Below are 16,156 nucleotides of genomic sequence, written 5' to 3'. Positions count from 1 at the left end.
GAAGCCAAACGTGACAGGTACTTAATCATTTTTTCCTCTATTCTTTCATATCATGATTTGAAAGAGTAGAGGGGGAAATGCGATGGAATCGACAATCATTTTATTGGATGAGAAAACGGATCAAGCAACAAAACAAATGCTGCAGAATGTCGTGGATCGAAAGAAAAAATTCGAGGCACTTAAAAAGAAGCACCTGCAAAGCTTATGGGCAACCATGATTGTTGCTGCCCTTTTTATGATTTATCTTTATTTATATATCGTTGTACCTTATTCCTATTCCTTTTTCAGTATGTTTAGTGTTTTCGTCGATCATTTTAGCCATTTCCTTTTTTTGGCGGCAGCAATTGGCCTATACGGATATATGGTTTTAATTAAAAAAAAGCTTGATAAAGCTGAGAAGGAGTTTCAACTGCTACGCTGTGAAATCATTAATAAAAGTAAGCAATTATGGGAAAAAGAGGAAGAATGGAAAAATCGCCACAAGGTTTTTGAAATGATGAAGAAGAATTATGATATTAACTTATATCATGAAAATAAATGATGGGCGCGTTAAATCATATTTAATTGCGGGTAATTTGGTTTTATGGTTATATGAAAGTACGTTTGGGATAAGGATGGAAAGAAGGTTTAACTAAGATGTATTGGTTATCTGGATTATTTTTAGTCATCATTCTGCTGTCATTTGCCACGGTCATTTACATGTGGCGTACGGCTATGCAAGATAGGGTGATTTTTCAAGACTTATATTTCAAAGACTTTCCAGAAGGCTTTGGCGATGTTCGGATTTTTTTCATTTCCGATCTTCATCGACGGATTGTTGCGGATAAATTAATTGAGGAAGTTCGTGACAAGGCAGACTTGGTGATAATCGGCGGTGACATTAGGGAAAGCGGGGTTCCCTTAGAACGTGTGGAAAAAAATATATTGAAACTAAAAGAACTTGGCCCCCTTTATTTTGTTTGGGGAAATAATGATTATGAAGGAGACTTCCATGAACTGGATGCGACTCTTCTGAAACATGGTGTGAAAATCCTTGATAATACAGCTGTTTCCTTTGAGTCTCAAAATGGCAGTAAAATAGCTCTTTTGGGCATTGATGATATATCGGAAGAACGTGATAGGCTTGACCTTGCACTGTCGGATTGCGGGAATGAAGGTTTTCGGATTTTGGTGAGCCATAATCCATTGGTCAAAAATCAGTTGACTCCGGAACACCATATTCGTTTTGTCCTGTCAGGTCACACCCATGGCGGGCAGATTCGCATATTCGGATTCGGGCCCTATCAGATCGGCAGCATTAAAAAAGAGGGGGATTGCTTATATATGACGAGTAATGGCTATGGGACAAGCGCAGTGCCTTTAAGGCTTGAGGCTAAGCCGGAAACGCACCTGTTCACCCTGAAAAGGGGGACGGACACTGAAATAGGCGAAGCGGTGGAAAAAACCTATTAGGCTGCTTTTAGACGAGCATATCGGGATTTTACAGACTTTGAAAAATCCACTATAATTTCAACAAATGATCGTACAGTTATTGGAGGCCTTGTAAAACCATGCAAGAAGGTAAATATAATATAAAGGCAGTTTCAAAACTGCTGGACATTCAGCCGGGAACCCTAAGGGCATGGGAAAGGCGCTATAAATTTATCGAGCCTGTCAGGAATGAATCAGGGCACCGGCTTTATACAGAAAAACATCTGCAAATCCTTAAGTGGCTCATCAATAAAACAGAGCAAGGTTTTACAATAAGCCAAGCCGTTTCACTTCTCGAAAGTACTGGCACTAAAGCGATTGGAGTTCCTGAAACGAACCGTAAGGATGAACAAACGGTTAAGTTATCGGATGAATTGATCGAAGCTCTATTAAATTTCAATGAAAATAAAGCCCATATGCTGATAAGCCAAGCATTCAGTATGTATACAATCGAACAAACCATAGTTGAAATACTCGGTTCAATATTGGTTCAGATAGGGGATAAGTGGGAAAGGGGAGAAATTACTTCCGCTCATGAACACTTTGCGTCGAACATCCTAAAATCCAGGATCAGTTCAGTCATGCATGCGATTCCGACTAATGGTTTCCTTCCGAAAGCCCTTACCGTTTGTGCTCCCGGTGAAAAACATGAATTTGGACTGTTGGTCTTCACCATTTTTTTGAAGCGGAAAGGGTATGAAACCATTTATTTAGGTGAATCCATTGCTGATAAGGACCTTTTCACCGTTTTAAACATCATAAAGCCCTCATACCTATTCATGTCATGTTCACTGAAAGAGAATCTTGATGGAACATTCATGCTGGTTGAAGCGTTAATAAAGGATTTCCCGGAGTTGAAGGTGGGTCTTGGCGGCGCGGCGCTGAGCCTTATTTCCGAAGAAAACCGTACGGCCTTCAGCGAAGTTTTAATGGGGGACACGCAATCTAAATGGGAGGAATGGCTGGTGAAATAATGGATATGCACCCTGCGACCAAGGCTTCATATGATGTATGAAGATGGTAACCAGGGGGCATTTTTTTATGAAGCTGGAGCGATTAACTAATAATAAAATCAAGATTTTTTTGACCCTTGATGATTTAATTGATAGAGGCATTACCAAAGAAGATATTTTAGGGAATTCCTTAAAGGTCCACAAGCTATTTCAGGATATGGTCGAAGAAGCATGCGAAGAACTCAGCTTTAAAATGAGTGGCTCCATTGCAATTGAAATTTTCTCCTTGCCTGCTCAAGGATTGATAATCATTGTGACAAAGGACGAAGAGGAATTATTGACAGATGAAGAGGAGTACTTGGATTTACAAGTGAAAATTGATGACTTCCCCCATATTCTGTATGTTTTCAATGACTTTGAAGATATCGTCCAATTATCTCATAGATTATCTTTTCAAGGTTTGCTTAAAAGTACTCTTTATCATTTTGAGGGAAGATACTATTTACTTATCGAAAATGTTAAAGACACCACCTATGACACGGTCATATCTTTAGCGGCTGAGTATGGCCATGCATCTACATTGACACTCTGCCGCATCAATGAATACGGAACATGTATAATCGAAAATGAAGCGATACATGTTTTGCTCACACACTTCAGTTGATGTAAAACGAATGAGACAAGGCGGCCACATTAGGAAAAAACAATGCGGTTTGCCTTATTTGTCTCAACTCTCGGCCGAAGAAGATATACGGTTAAAGTGTATGAAAACAGTTGATATGATAACGTTTTCATTTTTAGAATATTTCTAACTTTTAAATTCCCATTTTTACTCTTGCATATCTGTAACGAAGGTGTATACTAGCACATGAAGAGGACTATTTGTACATTATAGATTTTATATATGGATGAGATTTTCTAGGAGGTACTTTAATGGAATCGGCAAAAGGCAATAGCCATGTAAATGAAGAAGAAAAACACGACGTACTGAGGTCTACCCAAACTGTAATACATAAAGCTTTGGATAAGCTGGGTTACCCGGAAGAAGTTTTTGAGCTGTTGAAGGAACCATTGCGCTTATTAACGGTGAAGATACCAGTCCGCATGGATGATGGCTCGGTTAAGATTTTCACGGGTTACCGTGCACAGCATAACGATGCTGTTGGGCCTACAAAAGGTGGTATCCGTTTTCACCCTAATGTAACGGAACGTGAAGTGAAGGCATTATCCATTTGGATGAGTTTGAAATGCGGCATCGTTGATTTGCCATACGGCGGGGGTAAAGGCGGTATCGTATGTGATCCTCGTAATATGTCATTCCGTGAGCTTGAAAGGCTGAGCCGGGGCTATGTTCGCGCAATTAGCCAAATCGTTGGGCCGACTAAAGATATCCCGGCACCTGATGTGTTCACAAACTCTCAAATCATGGCTTGGATGATGGACGAATACAGCCGTATGGATGAATTCAACTCGCCAGGATTCATTACGGGTAAACCGCTAGTGCTTGGTGGTTCCCATGGTCGTGAATCAGCCACTGCCAAGGGTGTAACGATTTGTATCAATGAAGCTGCCAAGAAACGCGGCATCGATATTAAAGGGGCACGGGTCGTCATTCAAGGTTTTGGTAACGCCGGTAGTTTCTTAGCTAAATTCATGCATGATGCAGGTGCTAAAGTTATTGGGATTTCGGATGCATATGGTGCTCTTCATGATCCTGAAGGCTTGGATATCGATTATCTTCTCGATCGGAGAGATAGTTTCGGAACCGTAACGAAATTGTTTAAAAGCACAATTTCAAATAAAGAACTGCTTGAATTGGAATGTGATATTCTAGTTCCGGCCGCAATTGAAAACCAAATCACTGAAGAAAATGCTGCTGATATCAAAGCTTCGATTGTTGTCGAGGCAGCTAACGGACCAACAACAATAGAAGCGACACAAATCCTGACGGATCGCGGAATCCTTCTTGTTCCTGATGTCCTTGCTTCTGCTGGTGGTGTAACGGTTTCTTACTTCGAATGGGTACAAAATAACCAAGGATATTACTGGTCTGAAGAAGAAGTGGACGAAAAGCTGGAAAAAATCCTTGTGAAATCCTTTAATAACATTTATGAACTTGCACAATCAAGACGTGTAGATATGCGCCTTGCTGCCTATATGATTGGCGTAAGAAAAATGGCTGAAGCTTCTCGCTTCCGTGGTTGGATCTAAAAGATTCAATTCATGTATTAATTTATAGTTAAAATCATGTTCATTGCTTTATCATTGAAATGATTTGTAAAAACTCCTATCATGTATTGATAGGAGTTTTTATTATTTAGACGAACGAATTACATAGTGCATGGAAAGGCAGTGGAATAAAGATGAATGTTGAAGAAGTCATTATCATAGGTGGGGGCCCTTGTGGATTGGCTGCTGCAATCGCTCTTAAAGAAGTGGGAATACAGTCCCTGATCATTGAAAAAGGCAATGTGGTAGATTCCATATACCGTTATCCGACACATCAAACATTTTTCAGTTCGAGTGAAAAACTGGAGATTGGTGATATCGCTTTTATAATCGAAAACCGTAAACCGGTCCGCAACCAGGCGCTAGCCTATTATAGGGAGGTAGTCAGAAGGAAAGAATTGCGGGTTAATAAATTCGAAAAAGTGGAAAAAGTGGAAAAGCGTGAAGATGGGAAGTTTTTAGTCAAGACATCGAAGAGTGACTATACAGCTCTGCATGTCATCGTATCGACCGGATACTATGATCATCCGAACTATATGTGCATACCGGGTGAACAGCTTCCTAAAGTGTTTCATTACTTCAAGGAGGGCCACCCCTACTTTAATTGTGATGTAGCCGTCATCGGTGGCAAAAACTCAAGTGTGGATGCAGCTCTGGAATTGGTCAAATCAGGAGCAAGGGTTTCAGTCCTTTATAGAGGATCGGATTACTCTTCAAGTATCAAACCTTGGATCCTTCCCGAATTCGAATCATTGGTCCGCAATGGAACGATCAAGATGGAGTTTAATGCGAATGTTGACAGTATAACGGAAGACAGCGTCATCTATCATGTAGGTGATGAGGAAAAAGTCATTAAAAATGATTTTGTATTTGCTATGACTGGATACCATCCTGACCACTCATTTTTAGCTTCAATGGGCATTACTATTGATAAGGAAACTGGAAGGCCCGCATATAACGAAGAAACGATGGAGACGAACGTTAAAGGTCTTTATATTGCAGGAGTTCTGGCAGCCGGAAATAATGCGAACGAAATCTTCATCGAGAACGGCAGGTTCCATGGTGGATTGATTGCTTATCACTTGGCTGTTAAAGAAAAGTGAATTATATAAATAAGGAGCTGGGACCGTATGGAAAAAATATCATTAATAACGACTGGTGGGACTATTGCCAGTAAAGCAACTGCAAATGGTATGTTGGCCTCTGGTGCATTGACTGGCCATGAGTTGGCATCACTTTGCGAATTGCCCAACGATATCGAGGTTAAAGTAGTTGATCTTTTCCAGATTTCAAGCATGTCCATGTCCTTCGAGAAAATGCAGCAGCTTAAATCAGCCATTCAAAAGGAATTGGAGGATCCTGATGTTACGGGAATCGTCGTGACCCACGGTACGGATACACTTGAGGAAACGGCTTATTTCCTTGATGTCACGACTAAGGATCAACGTCCAATCGTAATAACCGGCTCACAACGTTCTCCTCAAGAGGTGGGCACCGATGTGTATTCCAATCTAAGGAATTCGATATTATGCGCTGCGAGTGATCTTATAAGGGACGTCGGCGTAGTAGTCGTTTTTAATGAGCGGATCTATTCAGCCAAGTATGTCAAAAAAGTTCATGCTTCCAATTTGCAGGGTTTCGTATCTTTTGGCTATGGATATTTGGGGATAATTGATAATGATGTCGTCAGCATCTATCAAAAACCATTACATAGGGAGTGTTATGATATTCGGGATCGCATTCCAAGGGTGGATATCATCAAGTGCCATACAGGCTCTGATGGCCTCTTTATTGATGCTGCGGTTGCAAAAGGTGCGAAAGGCATCGTGCTCGAGGGTGTAGGAAGGGGACAGGTTACCCCTGTAATGGTAACTTCCATACAGGCTGCAATCGATAAAGGCATAACGATCATCATGACTACAAGTGCGGAAGAAGGAAAAGTTTACCCAGCTTATGATTATGAAGGCAGCGCATTTGATCTAAAACAACGCGGTGTGATATTAGGCGCTGACTATGACAGCAAGAAGGCCCGGATTAAGTTAGCTGTCATGCTGGCAAGCGAAAACACTATAGATGAGACCTTCTTTAAGTACTGAAGGATTAAATAAAATTTGGAAGACTTGATTCTTGGATTCAGTTTTTCTTCATTCCATGGTACGATTAAGGAAACGAAGATGAAAAGAGGGTCAGCTAATGCTGGTCATGTTGTCAGCGGCCATTGCGCCAGGATTGGCGCTACTGAGCTATTTCTATTTGAAAGATCAATATGAAACCGAACCGATATCGGTTGTGGTCAAAACATTTTTATTCGGTGTCTTTCTTGTATTGCCGATTATGTTCATACAGTATGTGCTCGAAACGGAACATATCTTGAATACCGATTTAGCAAATGCTTTTTTATGGGCTGCACTGCTTGAGGAATTCTTCAAGTGGTTCATACTCATTTATGTCATTTATCAGCATGTAGCATTCGATGAGCCGTATGATGGGATAGTTTACGGAGCTGCAGTCTCCCTTGGATTCGCAACAATGGAGAATATTTTGTACTTGTTGGCCAACGGGGTGGAACATGCTTTTCTCAGGGCCGTTCTCCCTGTATCCAGTCACGCTTTGTTCGGTGTGATCATGGGATATTATTTGGGCAAGGCTAAATTTTCAGCATCGAATAATAGGGTCTATTTATCATTGGCATTGATCATACCAATTTCGTTACATGGGGTTTACGATTATATTTTAGTTTCCCAAAAATTTTGGGTGTACTTTATCATGCCATTCATGATTTATTTATGGTGGCTAGGCATGAAAAAAGTAAAAAAAGCACGTTTGTTGTCTGACTTTCATGCAGAAAAACTTTCTCAAAATCAATACCTTAGTAAATGAAGAATACTATCAAAAACGGAGTGCTGGCATATTTTGCCCGCTCCGTTTTTTTGATGTTTGGAATAAAAAAGCCAGTAAAGAAGAAAATAGAATTACATTAATTCAAGAAAAAGAGGAGTGTTTTTGATGAAAGGAATTTCGTCAAAATGGAAATGGCTTTTGCTGTTTTCGTGTATTACTATTTGTTTCGGAATTTACCCGGAAACAAGAACAAATGCCTTTTCGAGCCAAATCATTCAAAAAGGTGCGGTTGGAGACGATGTAATTGAACTGCAGGCACGCCTACAAAACATCGGTTACTATAATGGAAAGATTGATGGAGCCTATGGATGGGGCACTTATTGGGCACTTCGAAATTTTCAACAAGATTTCGGGCTTCCAATAGATGGTTTGGCAGGGACTACAACAAAACAGAAGTTGACGAATGCGTCTAATTTCAATAAAGCATGGGTTCATGAGCAGATCAATAAAGGGAACGAGTTCACCTATTATGGAGGAGTCCCCATTGAAAAACAGGTAAAAGCGAAAGGAAATGGCACTACGTCTGGAGGGGCCGCTTCCGGAAAAGCTCCTTCCAAACCAACGACATCAGCCAATCTTCCAGGAGGATATTCTCAAAACGATATACAGCTGATGGCCAATGCCGTTTATGGAGAAGCACGAGGGGAGCCATATACAGGTCAGGTTGCCGTTGCGGCAGTAATACTGAATAGAGTGGAAAGTGCTGCTTTTCCTAATACCATTTCAGGAGTGATTTTTGAACCTGGGGCCTTTACGGCTGTTGCGGATGGACAGATTTGGCTGACACCGAACGAAAGGGCGAAAGAAGCCGTGGTGGATGCTATCAATGGATGGGATCCAAGCGGTAATGCAGAATATTATTTTAACCCCGATACGGCAACAAGCAAATGGATCTGGTCAAGGGAACAAATTAAAAGAATCGGAAAACATATCTTTTGTAAGTAAAGAGGTGAAGGAAAATGATCAGGAATATAGTGATTGCCCTGCTTGTTGTAGTTGTTGCGGGAACTGCATTCTGGGGCTATCAAGAACATAAGGAAAAAAATGCTGTATTAATCAACGCGGAAAATACGTATCAGCGAGCCTTTCATGATTTAAGCTATCAAGTGGATTTATTGCATGATAAGGTCGGCAGTACTTTGGCCATGAATTCACGTTATTCATTAAGTCCGGCTTTAACGGATGTTTGGCGTATCACTTCCGAAGCCCAAAGTGATGTCGGGCAGTTGCCATTGACCTTGCTTCCTTTTAATAAGACAGAAGAATTTTTATCGAAAATTGCAGACTTCAGTTATAAAACAGCGGTACGTGACCTTGAAAAAGAACCATTGAATGATAAGGAATATGCGACTCTACAATCCTTGTACACACAGGCTGGGGACATCCAGGGCGAGTTAAGAAAAGTGCAGTATCTAGTCCTGAAAAACAATTTAAGATGGATGGATGTCGAAATGGCTCTTGCATCAGGGAAAGAAAATTCGGATAACACGATCATCGACGGATTAAAGACGGTGGAGAAAAAAGTATCTGGGTACGGCGAAACGAATGAGATGAATCCGACTTTTACATCTGCACAACAGAGGGATGAAAACTTTAAAAATTTGCAAGGTGAAACCATAACAAAAAAAGAAGCCATTGCGACAGCAAAAAACTATGCACACTCAAAAAGCAAAAATTTGCAGGTGAATGTGGAGGAAAACGGAAAAGGTTCCGATTTTGGATTTTATAGTGTGAGCATTCTCGATAAAGATTCCAATACCGAATTGAATATGGATTTGACAAAAAAAGGCGGTTACCCTATTTGGTATATCAATAATAGGGACGTGAACAAAACAAATATTGATTTGAATCAAGCCTATACAAAAGCCGAAGAATTTTTAAAGGAACATGATTTCAGTTCACTTGAATTATTTGAAAGTGCTCAGTACGATAATATCGCATTATTGAATTTCGTGACATCAGAAAATGGCGTCAAGATTTATCCGGATTCAGTCAAGGTTAAAGTCGCATTGGATGATGGATCCATTATAGGATTTTCAGCCGACGAGTATTTAAAATCACATAAAACCAGGGAATTAGCGGATCCGAACATATCCGAGAAAGAAGCTAAGGACAAAATCAACAGTAATGTAAAAATAATGGAAGAAGGAAAGGCGTTAATCACCAATGATATTGGTGAAGAAGTTCTATGTTATGAATTTCTCGGTACGATTAAAGATGATACCTACCGTATTTTCATTAATGCAGATACCGGTCAAGAAGAAAAGGTGGAAAAATTAAAGAATTCCGAACCGATATACGAGAATTTAATTTAATGTTAACTGTTATCGTGAATCATTAGTTGTAGGGAAATGTGCTTAGTCACTTTCCCTTTTTCTTATTTCATGACATAATAACGTAAATGATTATTGGATAATATGGGGAAATTAATGGGTAATATTATGTAGTTTCCTTTCTGTCAAAAGGACGTGGATAACGATGTTTAAAATTGGTGATATATTAATGCTCGAACCGAAATACTCATCACAGAAGGAAAAGTTCAATTGTATGGTTGTCGAAATGGGACAGGGTTGTGTCTATACCGACTTTCCCATCAATTTAGAGACTGGTAAAACTGCATTCCTTATGGATGGGACACAGTTGAACGTCACATTTTCCAATGAAGAGCAGGCTGTTTATGTATTTGATTCTGAAGTGCTTGGAAAAGTGAAAGGCAGGATACCAATGATGCAAATATTGCTGCCCGAAGCAGAAACGTTTGTGAAAATCCAACGGAGGCAATACGTGCGCCTGGATGTAACCCTGGATACAGCCGTTCATCCAGAACATTCCGAGTTTCCCCCTTTTCGCGCATTAACAGAGGATATAAGTGCAGGCGGAGCTTCCATAAGGCTTTTAAAAGGTACTGATATACAATCGGTTTCCCACTTATACCTCTGGATGGCGCTCACGCTTAAATCAGGTGAGATTCATTATTTAAGGTTAAAAAGCAAAGTCATTCGCGTAACGGAAAAAGAGCATGGAAATATGCTGCTGCACGTTCAATTTCTTGAACCTACAAAAAATGATGTACAGACATTATTGAGATTTATATTTGAAAAGCAGGTCGAATTAAAGAAAAAAGGTTTGCATGTTTAACATGATTGAATGAAAAACAGCGATTCCATCCATACTGCTAATATAAACAGATGGAGGGTGCGGCTTATGAAAACATTTGAAAGACTATTAATTAAAGTGATCATCATTCAATTGGCCTGCTTATTTTTTTTCCAGTTCCTTTTGAGCAGGGAGGATCAAATCTTTGATTTGACCAAGCTCTCGAGGTATGAAGGTGTCACCAGCAATAATTATACGAAAATCATTGAAACATTCAATGGGACCGATAAGTAAAAGCGGTGATTAATTTCATTTTGTCGACAAAATGAAATTAGGAATGCTCCTCCGAACCGTGATTTAAATGTAAAATATATTTTCCTTTTTATATGGAAAAAACCCTACCTAGATTGAAGAATTTAATGAAAATACTGCAGGCAAACTCGTTTTTCTATGAATTGTCTACAGTCTGAAGCGGTGATCCGCTTTTTTGTATGAAGATTTTCAAAAAGGGATAACTATTGATAGCTATAATGATAAAAAAGAACAAAGGTGATTTTGAACCTCACATCCCTTTTATTAATGATTTTCCCGCTAGTTGTGATAAAATGAAAGGGTACTAAATAATCAGCATGATTGTATGATTCTTGGGAGGATTTATGGAAAAAAAATTATCAGTCGCAATCGATGGACCAGCTGCTGCTGGAAAAAGCACGGTTGCTAAAATTGTTGCAGAAAAGTTCAATTACATATATGTGGATACAGGTGCAATGTATAGGGCCCTTACCTATAAGGCCCTTAACCAAAAGATTCTTCTTGATGATGAACCAGCATTATCAGAAGTTCTCATCAATACGGAAATCGAATTAAGACCAAGTGAAAATGGACAGTTGGTGTTCTTGGATAATGAGGACGTGACAGCCCAAATCAGGAATAATGAAGTGACTGGTTCCGTTTCGGAAGTGGCAAAGCACCGAAGCATCCGGGAAGAATTGGTTCGCAGGCAGCAAATCTTTGCTGAAAATGGCGGTGTCGTCATGGATGGCAGGGATATTGGTACGCATGTTTTACCCAACGCCGAAGTAAAGGTATTTCTTATCGCATCTGTGGATGAAAGGGCACAGCGGAGGCATCAGGAAAATATATTGAAAGGTTTTCCTTCAGATATCGAAAAGTTAAGGGAGGAAATTGCAACAAGGGACAAGCTGGACTCGGAACGCGAGGTATCGCCACTGAAAAAGGCTGCGGATGCTATCGAAATCGATACGACTTCATTATCGATTCAGGAAGTTGCAGAAAGTATCATGTCTTTAATAGAAGAGAGGAAAAGATGACATTGGATTTTTACACATTTGCCAAGAACATCGTAAAAGGCGTTTTAACGCCTTCGTTTAGGGTTAAAGCGCTCGGAAAGGAACATATCCCTAAAGAGGGCGGAGTATTGATCTGTGCCAATCACATTGATAATTTGGATCCGCCCATAGTTGGAATGACATCTCCAAGGGATATTCATTTCATGGCGAAAGAAGAGTTGTTTCAAGCACCTGTTTTAAAGGGTATATTACCCAGAGTAAATGCATTTCCCGTGAAGCGGGGCAATAGCGATCGGGAATCCCTGAGAAAAGGTTTAAAGCTTTTGAAGGAGGGCAAGGCGATCGGTCTGTTTCCCGAAGGAACCAGAAGCAAGACTGGTGAATTGGGAGAAGGTTTGGCGGGTGCTGGATTTTTCGCTTTGCGGTCTGATGCCGTTATCATACCGTGTGCAATCATCGGCCCATATAAATTTTTGCGCCCGTTGAAGGTCGTTTACGGTCCTCCAATAAATTTTACTCAATATCGCGAACAGAAAATATCAGCCGATGAGGCTACCAAAATCATCATGGACCAAATTGGGAAATTGATTTCCGAGCATAAATAGTCCTTCATACTTGACAATTTTCTGATTTTGTTAGAATTTATAAAATAAGGGTATTATTCCTTATTGCCGATAAAAAGGAATATAACCCTATTACTCTAAAAAAACTGTTTTTATCTTTATTGGGAAAGTGTTTTTATTGAACCACTTTAAATAAAATATGTGGCCGATGAAGAGGAAATTTGCTGATCAGTCATGGGTTAAGGAGGAGTTAGTAATGACAGAAGATATGAACCAGGTAGAAGTGAACAATTACAAAGTTGGGGATCAAGTTAAAGCAACCGTTTCAAAGGTAGAAGAAAAACAGGTCATTGTCGATGTGGAAAACAGCAAGACTGATGGAATCATACCAATAAGTGAGCTTTCAAGCCTTCATGTCGAAAAGGCGTCAGATGCCGTTTCGGAAGGTGATGCATTGGAGCTGGAAGTCATTAAGGTCGAAGAAGAAGCTCTCATTCTATCAAAACGTAAAATTGACGCTCTTAAAGCATGGGATGACCTGGAATTGAAATTTGAAAATGGAGACGTGTTTGAGGCTGAAGTTAAAGATGTCGTCAAAGGCGGGCTTGTTGTAGATCTAGGCGTACGTGGTTTTGTTCCGGCTTCTCTAGTAGAAGACTATTTCGTTGAAGATTTTTCTGATTACAAAAACAAAACTTTAACATTCAAGATCGTTGAGCTTGAGAAAGACAAGAATCGCTTAATCCTCTCACATCGGGCAGTCGTCCAAGAACAAAAGGAAAAGCAAAAAGCAAACGTTTTGGATAAGATTGAAAGCGGGCAAGTGCTTGAGGGCGTGGTCCAAAGGATTACCGATTTTGGTGCATTCGTGGATATTGGGGGCGTAGACGGTCTTGTCCACATTTCCCAGCTTTCCCATCAGCATGTCGAAAAGGCATCCGATGTCGTTTCCGAAGGGGATAAAGTGCAAGTTAAAGTACTATCCATCGATCGTGATAATGAAAGGATCTCTCTTTCCATTAAAGATACCCTTCCGGGACCGTGGGCAGGCATTGCAGAAAAAGCGGCCAAAGGCTCTACACTGGAAGGTATCGTCAAACGACTTGTTTCTTTCGGTGCATTTGTGGAGATTTTTCCAGGGGTGGAAGGGCTTGTTCATATTTCCCAGATTTCCCACAAGCATATTGCCACACCGCAAGAAGTGCTTAAAGAAGGTCAGTCTGTCGAAGTGAAGGTGCTGGAAGTCAATGAAACGGATCAACGTCTATCATTGAGCATTAAGGAACTTGAAGAACCTCAAGCCAATTACAATACATCGGATTATGAGATCCCTGAAGAATCGAAGGGCTTTCAGCTAGGTGAAATGATCGGTGATCAATTGAAAAAACTAAAATAAGATAATAATGGTGATGGCCTTGGAGAGAAAACAACGAAAATTAGATCATATAGAATTTGCGCTAAAGACAGGGCAGCAGCATAAAACCGGACTAGAAGATATTTCGTTTATTCACCAAAGCTTACCAGGTATTTCCTTGAATAATGTGAACCTCACAGCAGAAGTTGGCGGACTTGAATTAAGTTCGCCAATTTTCATAAATGCCATGACCGGAGGCGGAGGCCCTGAAACCGAAAAATTGAATGGTGACCTAGCCATTGCTGCTCGGGAAACAGGAATCGCCATGGCGGTCGGATCTCAAATGGCAGCCATCAAGGATTCTAGCCAGCAGGCTTCTTTTAAAGTTGTAAGGCAGGAAAATCCTAATGGTGTGTTGATTGGTAATCTCGGTGGCGAAGCAACAGTCGAACAGGCTAAGCGGGCCAGCGATATGATCGGGGCAAATGCCCTTCAGATTCATATCAATGTAATTCAAGAATTGACGATGCCTGAAGGGGACAAGGATTTTGCCGGTACCCTTTCGAGAATTGAAAAAATCAATAGAACGATCGGAATCCCTATCATCGTAAAAGAGGTTGGATTTGGGATGAGTATGGAAACGGTGCAGCAATTACATTCTATTGGTATTTCGATCATTGATGTAGGCGGGTTTGGCGGAACGAATTTTGCTAAAATCGAGAATGAGAGACGCGCAAAAATACTCGGTTATTTCAACGAATGGGGCATACCGACAGCCGCTTCGATTGTCGAGGCAGTTAATGTTTCACCACAGCTATCAGTCATTGGATCAGGCGGCATTCAAAGTCCTCTGGAAATTTCAAAAAGCCTGGCATTAGGAGCGAAAGGTGTCGGATTGGCCGGACATTTCCTCAAGCTCTATAAAGAGTTGGGCTTGGAACAACTGATTAAAGAAATAAATTACATACATGAAGATTTAAAGATCATCATGACTGCACTAGGGTGCGGTAATATCTCAGAGCTAAGGAAATCGAAATTAGTCATCAAGGGCAATACCTATCATTGGTTATCTCAAAGAGGCATTGATTGTTCGGCATATGCTAAATGAATGACCAGTAAAAGAAGCATCTCAATTGAAACGGATTGAGATGCTTCTTTTTGTTCAGGGATAGACTTAACTATTCCTTTTTCGGGCCTCTTCAGGGCTTTCCATTCTAGTTGCCCCTTTATGCTCCAGTGATTGGTCCCTGTCGGACTCCACCCGTTTACTTTCTTTCAATTTCTTCTCTTGCCGATCTTTTCCCATGTTTACACCTCCTTTTCTAATGATAGGAGGAAGGTTTCCTCATTAAATGCCGTGCTATACGTTTATACTTTGAATAAACAAGCCATAATGTTCCTAAAAGGGGGGGCGCTGCATGGATGGAATAATATTTTATTGGATTTCATGGATAGTTTGGGTCATTGTCATGTATTTTATTCCGAAAACGGTTCCCTTTCGTTTTGATTTTTTATTTCATCTATTGGCCGTTATGGTTTTAGCTGGTTATAAACTGGATGCTCCCTTGGTTTCCGTGCATTTGAGCGGGCCGTATCTTTTCTTTATACTGTGTGTGTATATTAGGAAGAAATCCATCATCAAGATGATGGAACTGATCAGCGGAAGTCTTATTATCACTCTCGGTTATGCCAGTTTTCAACTTTTTTCTTTGCTTGATCCGATATGGCTCATCATGAAACCGACTTATCTTTTGTGTATTTTCCTGAATTATCTTATCCTATTACTTTTTAAAAATTGGAAACATCGATTGTTCGTCCTTTTAATTGGGATGATGATGGGAGATATCATATATTCTGGATTGCTTGCTTACCACTCTTTACCTTATGTGGCCCTTGCTTACGCATGGCATGATAATGCAGTGCTGGTTTTGGGCGCAAACATACTGTGGAGAATGTTGGAACTGGCTGGCCAATACATTTATTCAATATCTCAATCGAGATTTTTATCAAAACAAGGAAAAGAGAATTTTAATCAATGAAGAGTATGGTGAAAAAGATATCAAAATGGTGCAAACTGGAATTAGAAGGCTTTTATTCATACAATCATTGTTGATTGGCGAGAAATTTGTTACTATAGGATAGTTAGGGGTCTGTAGATAATCGTAAAATGCTCTAAACAATTAAAAAGGAAGCCGTATGCCGAAGCTTTCTTCATTTTTTTGGGCTGTTTATAATCAAGTTTGAGCATGCAGAGGGGTCAGCTTCACGTCACCTCAGGAA

Annotated in this window: 18 protein-coding genes; 17 read left to right on the top strand and 1 reads right to left on the bottom strand. The window is 40.2% G+C overall.

The window, feature by feature from the left end; translation table 11 throughout:
* Window positions 1-82: 82 nt before the first annotated feature.
* The 16 genes from ABOA58_RS17360 (at window position 83) to fni (ending at window position 14,984) form a co-directional block, all read left to right on the top strand.
* Window positions 83-541 (top strand): YpbF family protein, encoded by a 459-nt coding sequence (locus ABOA58_RS17360; protein ID WP_350299385.1) that lies wholly within the window; start codon window positions 83-85, stop codon window positions 539-541.
* A 95-nt stretch (window positions 542-636) separates the two neighbouring features.
* Entirely contained in the window at window positions 637-1,452 is an 816-nt protein-coding gene (locus ABOA58_RS17355; RefSeq protein WP_350299384.1) for a metallophosphoesterase, read from the top strand.
* Window positions 1,453-1,550: 98 nt separating this feature from the next.
* Window positions 1,551-2,444, top strand: coding sequence for a MerR family transcriptional regulator (locus ABOA58_RS17350; RefSeq protein WP_350299383.1), 894 nt, complete (start codon window positions 1,551-1,553; stop codon window positions 2,442-2,444).
* A gap of 67 nt (window positions 2,445-2,511) precedes the next feature.
* Window positions 2,512-3,087, top strand: a complete 576-nt coding sequence (locus ABOA58_RS17345) for a genetic competence negative regulator (protein ID WP_101222440.1) — start codon at window positions 2,512-2,514, stop codon at window positions 3,085-3,087.
* Window positions 3,088-3,356: 269 nt separating this feature from the next.
* Window positions 3,357-4,634, top strand: a complete 1,278-nt coding sequence (locus ABOA58_RS17340) for a Glu/Leu/Phe/Val family dehydrogenase (protein ID WP_048681753.1) — start codon at window positions 3,357-3,359, stop codon at window positions 4,632-4,634.
* A gap of 152 nt (window positions 4,635-4,786) precedes the next feature.
* Window positions 4,787-5,755, top strand: a complete 969-nt coding sequence (locus tag ABOA58_RS17335) for a YpdA family putative bacillithiol disulfide reductase (protein WP_350299382.1) — start codon at window positions 4,787-4,789, stop codon at window positions 5,753-5,755.
* A gap of 27 nt (window positions 5,756-5,782) precedes the next feature.
* Window positions 5,783-6,748: an asparaginase gene (locus ABOA58_RS17330; RefSeq protein WP_350299381.1), complete on the top strand. Its 966-nt coding sequence runs from the start codon at window positions 5,783-5,785 to the stop codon at window positions 6,746-6,748.
* Window positions 6,749-6,845: 97 nt separating this feature from the next.
* Entirely contained in the window at window positions 6,846-7,532 is a 687-nt protein-coding gene (prsW, locus tag ABOA58_RS17325; protein ID WP_350299380.1) for a glutamic-type intramembrane protease PrsW, read from the top strand.
* Window positions 7,533-7,658: 126 nt separating this feature from the next.
* On the top strand, window positions 7,659-8,498 hold the full coding sequence (sleB, locus tag ABOA58_RS17320) for a spore cortex-lytic enzyme (RefSeq protein ID WP_350299379.1): 840 nt from the start codon (window positions 7,659-7,661) through the stop codon (window positions 8,496-8,498).
* A gap of 14 nt (window positions 8,499-8,512) precedes the next feature.
* Complete coding sequence (gene ypeB, locus ABOA58_RS17315; RefSeq protein WP_350299378.1) at window positions 8,513-9,868, top strand: germination protein YpeB; 1,356 nt, start codon at window positions 8,513-8,515, stop codon at window positions 9,866-9,868.
* A gap of 163 nt (window positions 9,869-10,031) precedes the next feature.
* The gene (locus tag ABOA58_RS17310; protein WP_350299377.1) at window positions 10,032-10,691 is read left to right on the top strand and encodes a flagellar brake protein; all 660 of its coding nucleotides are present in this window, start codon (window positions 10,032-10,034) and stop codon (window positions 10,689-10,691) included.
* Between the two features lie 66 nt (window positions 10,692-10,757).
* Window positions 10,758-10,943: a YpfB family protein gene (locus ABOA58_RS17305; RefSeq protein WP_133347608.1), complete on the top strand. Its 186-nt coding sequence runs from the start codon at window positions 10,758-10,760 to the stop codon at window positions 10,941-10,943.
* Window positions 10,944-11,305: 362 nt separating this feature from the next.
* Window positions 11,306-11,980: a (d)CMP kinase gene (gene cmk / locus ABOA58_RS17300; protein WP_350299376.1), complete on the top strand. Its 675-nt coding sequence runs from the start codon at window positions 11,306-11,308 to the stop codon at window positions 11,978-11,980.
* Window positions 11,977-12,564 (top strand): lysophospholipid acyltransferase family protein, encoded by a 588-nt coding sequence (locus ABOA58_RS17295; RefSeq protein ID WP_350299375.1) that lies wholly within the window; start codon window positions 11,977-11,979, stop codon window positions 12,562-12,564. Before cmk ends, ABOA58_RS17295 begins: the two co-directional genes overlap by 4 nt.
* Window positions 12,565-12,778: 214 nt before the next feature.
* A complete protein-coding gene (gene rpsA / locus ABOA58_RS17290) occupies window positions 12,779-13,918 on the top strand; it encodes a 30S ribosomal protein S1 (RefSeq protein ID WP_350299374.1) in 1,140 nt (379 codons plus the stop codon).
* Window positions 13,919-13,937: 19 nt separating this feature from the next.
* The gene (fni, locus tag ABOA58_RS17285; protein WP_350299373.1) at window positions 13,938-14,984 is read left to right on the top strand and encodes a type 2 isopentenyl-diphosphate Delta-isomerase; all 1,047 of its coding nucleotides are present in this window, start codon (window positions 13,938-13,940) and stop codon (window positions 14,982-14,984) included.
* A 66-nt stretch (window positions 14,985-15,050) separates the two neighbouring features.
* Here fni and ABOA58_RS17280 read toward each other — a convergent pair whose 3' ends face one another.
* Window positions 15,051-15,182, bottom strand: coding sequence for a YpzI family protein (locus ABOA58_RS17280; RefSeq protein WP_101222431.1), 132 nt, complete (start codon window positions 15,180-15,182; stop codon window positions 15,051-15,053).
* A 112-nt stretch (window positions 15,183-15,294) separates the two neighbouring features.
* On the opposite strand from ABOA58_RS17280, the gene ABOA58_RS17275 reads away from it, so the two are divergent.
* Window positions 15,295-15,915 carry a YphA family membrane protein gene (locus ABOA58_RS17275; RefSeq protein ID WP_350299372.1) on the top strand — a complete coding sequence of 207 codons (621 nt, stop codon included), beginning with the start codon at window positions 15,295-15,297 and terminating at the stop codon, window positions 15,913-15,915.
* Window positions 15,916-16,156: the final 241 nt, after the last annotated feature.

The organism is Peribacillus frigoritolerans, from assembly GCF_040250305.1.
GTDB lineage: Bacteria > Bacillota > Bacilli > Bacillales > DSM-1321 > Peribacillus.
The sequence above is the reverse complement of the archived record's forward strand: the minus strand, read 5'-3'. Positions and strand labels throughout refer to the sequence as shown.

Bases quoted from the DNA above. Each gene is read 5' to 3' on its own strand.
- rpsA (WP_350299374.1), top strand. From the start codon at position 12,779: ATGACAGAAGATATGAACCAGGTAGAAGTGAACAATTACAAAGTTGGG.
- ABOA58_RS17355 (WP_350299384.1), top strand. From the start codon at position 637: ATGTATTGGTTATCTGGATTATTTTTAGTCATCATTCTGCTGTCATTT.
- ABOA58_RS17280 (WP_101222431.1), bottom strand. From the start codon at position 15,182: ATGGGAAAAGATCGGCAAGAGAAGAAATTGAAAGAAAGTAAACGGGTG.
- ABOA58_RS17305 (WP_133347608.1), top strand. From the start codon at position 10,758: ATGAAAACATTTGAAAGACTATTAATTAAAGTGATCATCATTCAATTG.
- ABOA58_RS17330 (WP_350299381.1), top strand. From the start codon at position 5,783: ATGGAAAAAATATCATTAATAACGACTGGTGGGACTATTGCCAGTAAA.
- ABOA58_RS17360 (WP_350299385.1), top strand. From the start codon at position 83: ATGGAATCGACAATCATTTTATTGGATGAGAAAACGGATCAAGCAACA.
- ABOA58_RS17350 (WP_350299383.1), top strand. From the start codon at position 1,551: ATGCAAGAAGGTAAATATAATATAAAGGCAGTTTCAAAACTGCTGGAC.
- ABOA58_RS17335 (WP_350299382.1), top strand. From the start codon at position 4,787: ATGAATGTTGAAGAAGTCATTATCATAGGTGGGGGCCCTTGTGGATTG.
- cmk (WP_350299376.1), top strand. From the start codon at position 11,306: ATGGAAAAAAAATTATCAGTCGCAATCGATGGACCAGCTGCTGCTGGA.
- sleB (WP_350299379.1), top strand. From the start codon at position 7,659: ATGAAAGGAATTTCGTCAAAATGGAAATGGCTTTTGCTGTTTTCGTGT.
- ABOA58_RS17345 (WP_101222440.1), top strand. From the start codon at position 2,512: ATGAAGCTGGAGCGATTAACTAATAATAAAATCAAGATTTTTTTGACC.
- ABOA58_RS17340 (WP_048681753.1), top strand. From the start codon at position 3,357: ATGGAATCGGCAAAAGGCAATAGCCATGTAAATGAAGAAGAAAAACAC.
- prsW (WP_350299380.1), top strand. From the start codon at position 6,846: ATGCTGGTCATGTTGTCAGCGGCCATTGCGCCAGGATTGGCGCTACTG.
- ABOA58_RS17310 (WP_350299377.1), top strand. From the start codon at position 10,032: ATGTTTAAAATTGGTGATATATTAATGCTCGAACCGAAATACTCATCA.
- ypeB (WP_350299378.1), top strand. From the start codon at position 8,513: ATGATCAGGAATATAGTGATTGCCCTGCTTGTTGTAGTTGTTGCGGGA.
- ABOA58_RS17295 (WP_350299375.1), top strand. From the start codon at position 11,977: ATGACATTGGATTTTTACACATTTGCCAAGAACATCGTAAAAGGCGTT.
- ABOA58_RS17275 (WP_350299372.1), top strand. From the start codon at position 15,295: ATGGATGGAATAATATTTTATTGGATTTCATGGATAGTTTGGGTCATT.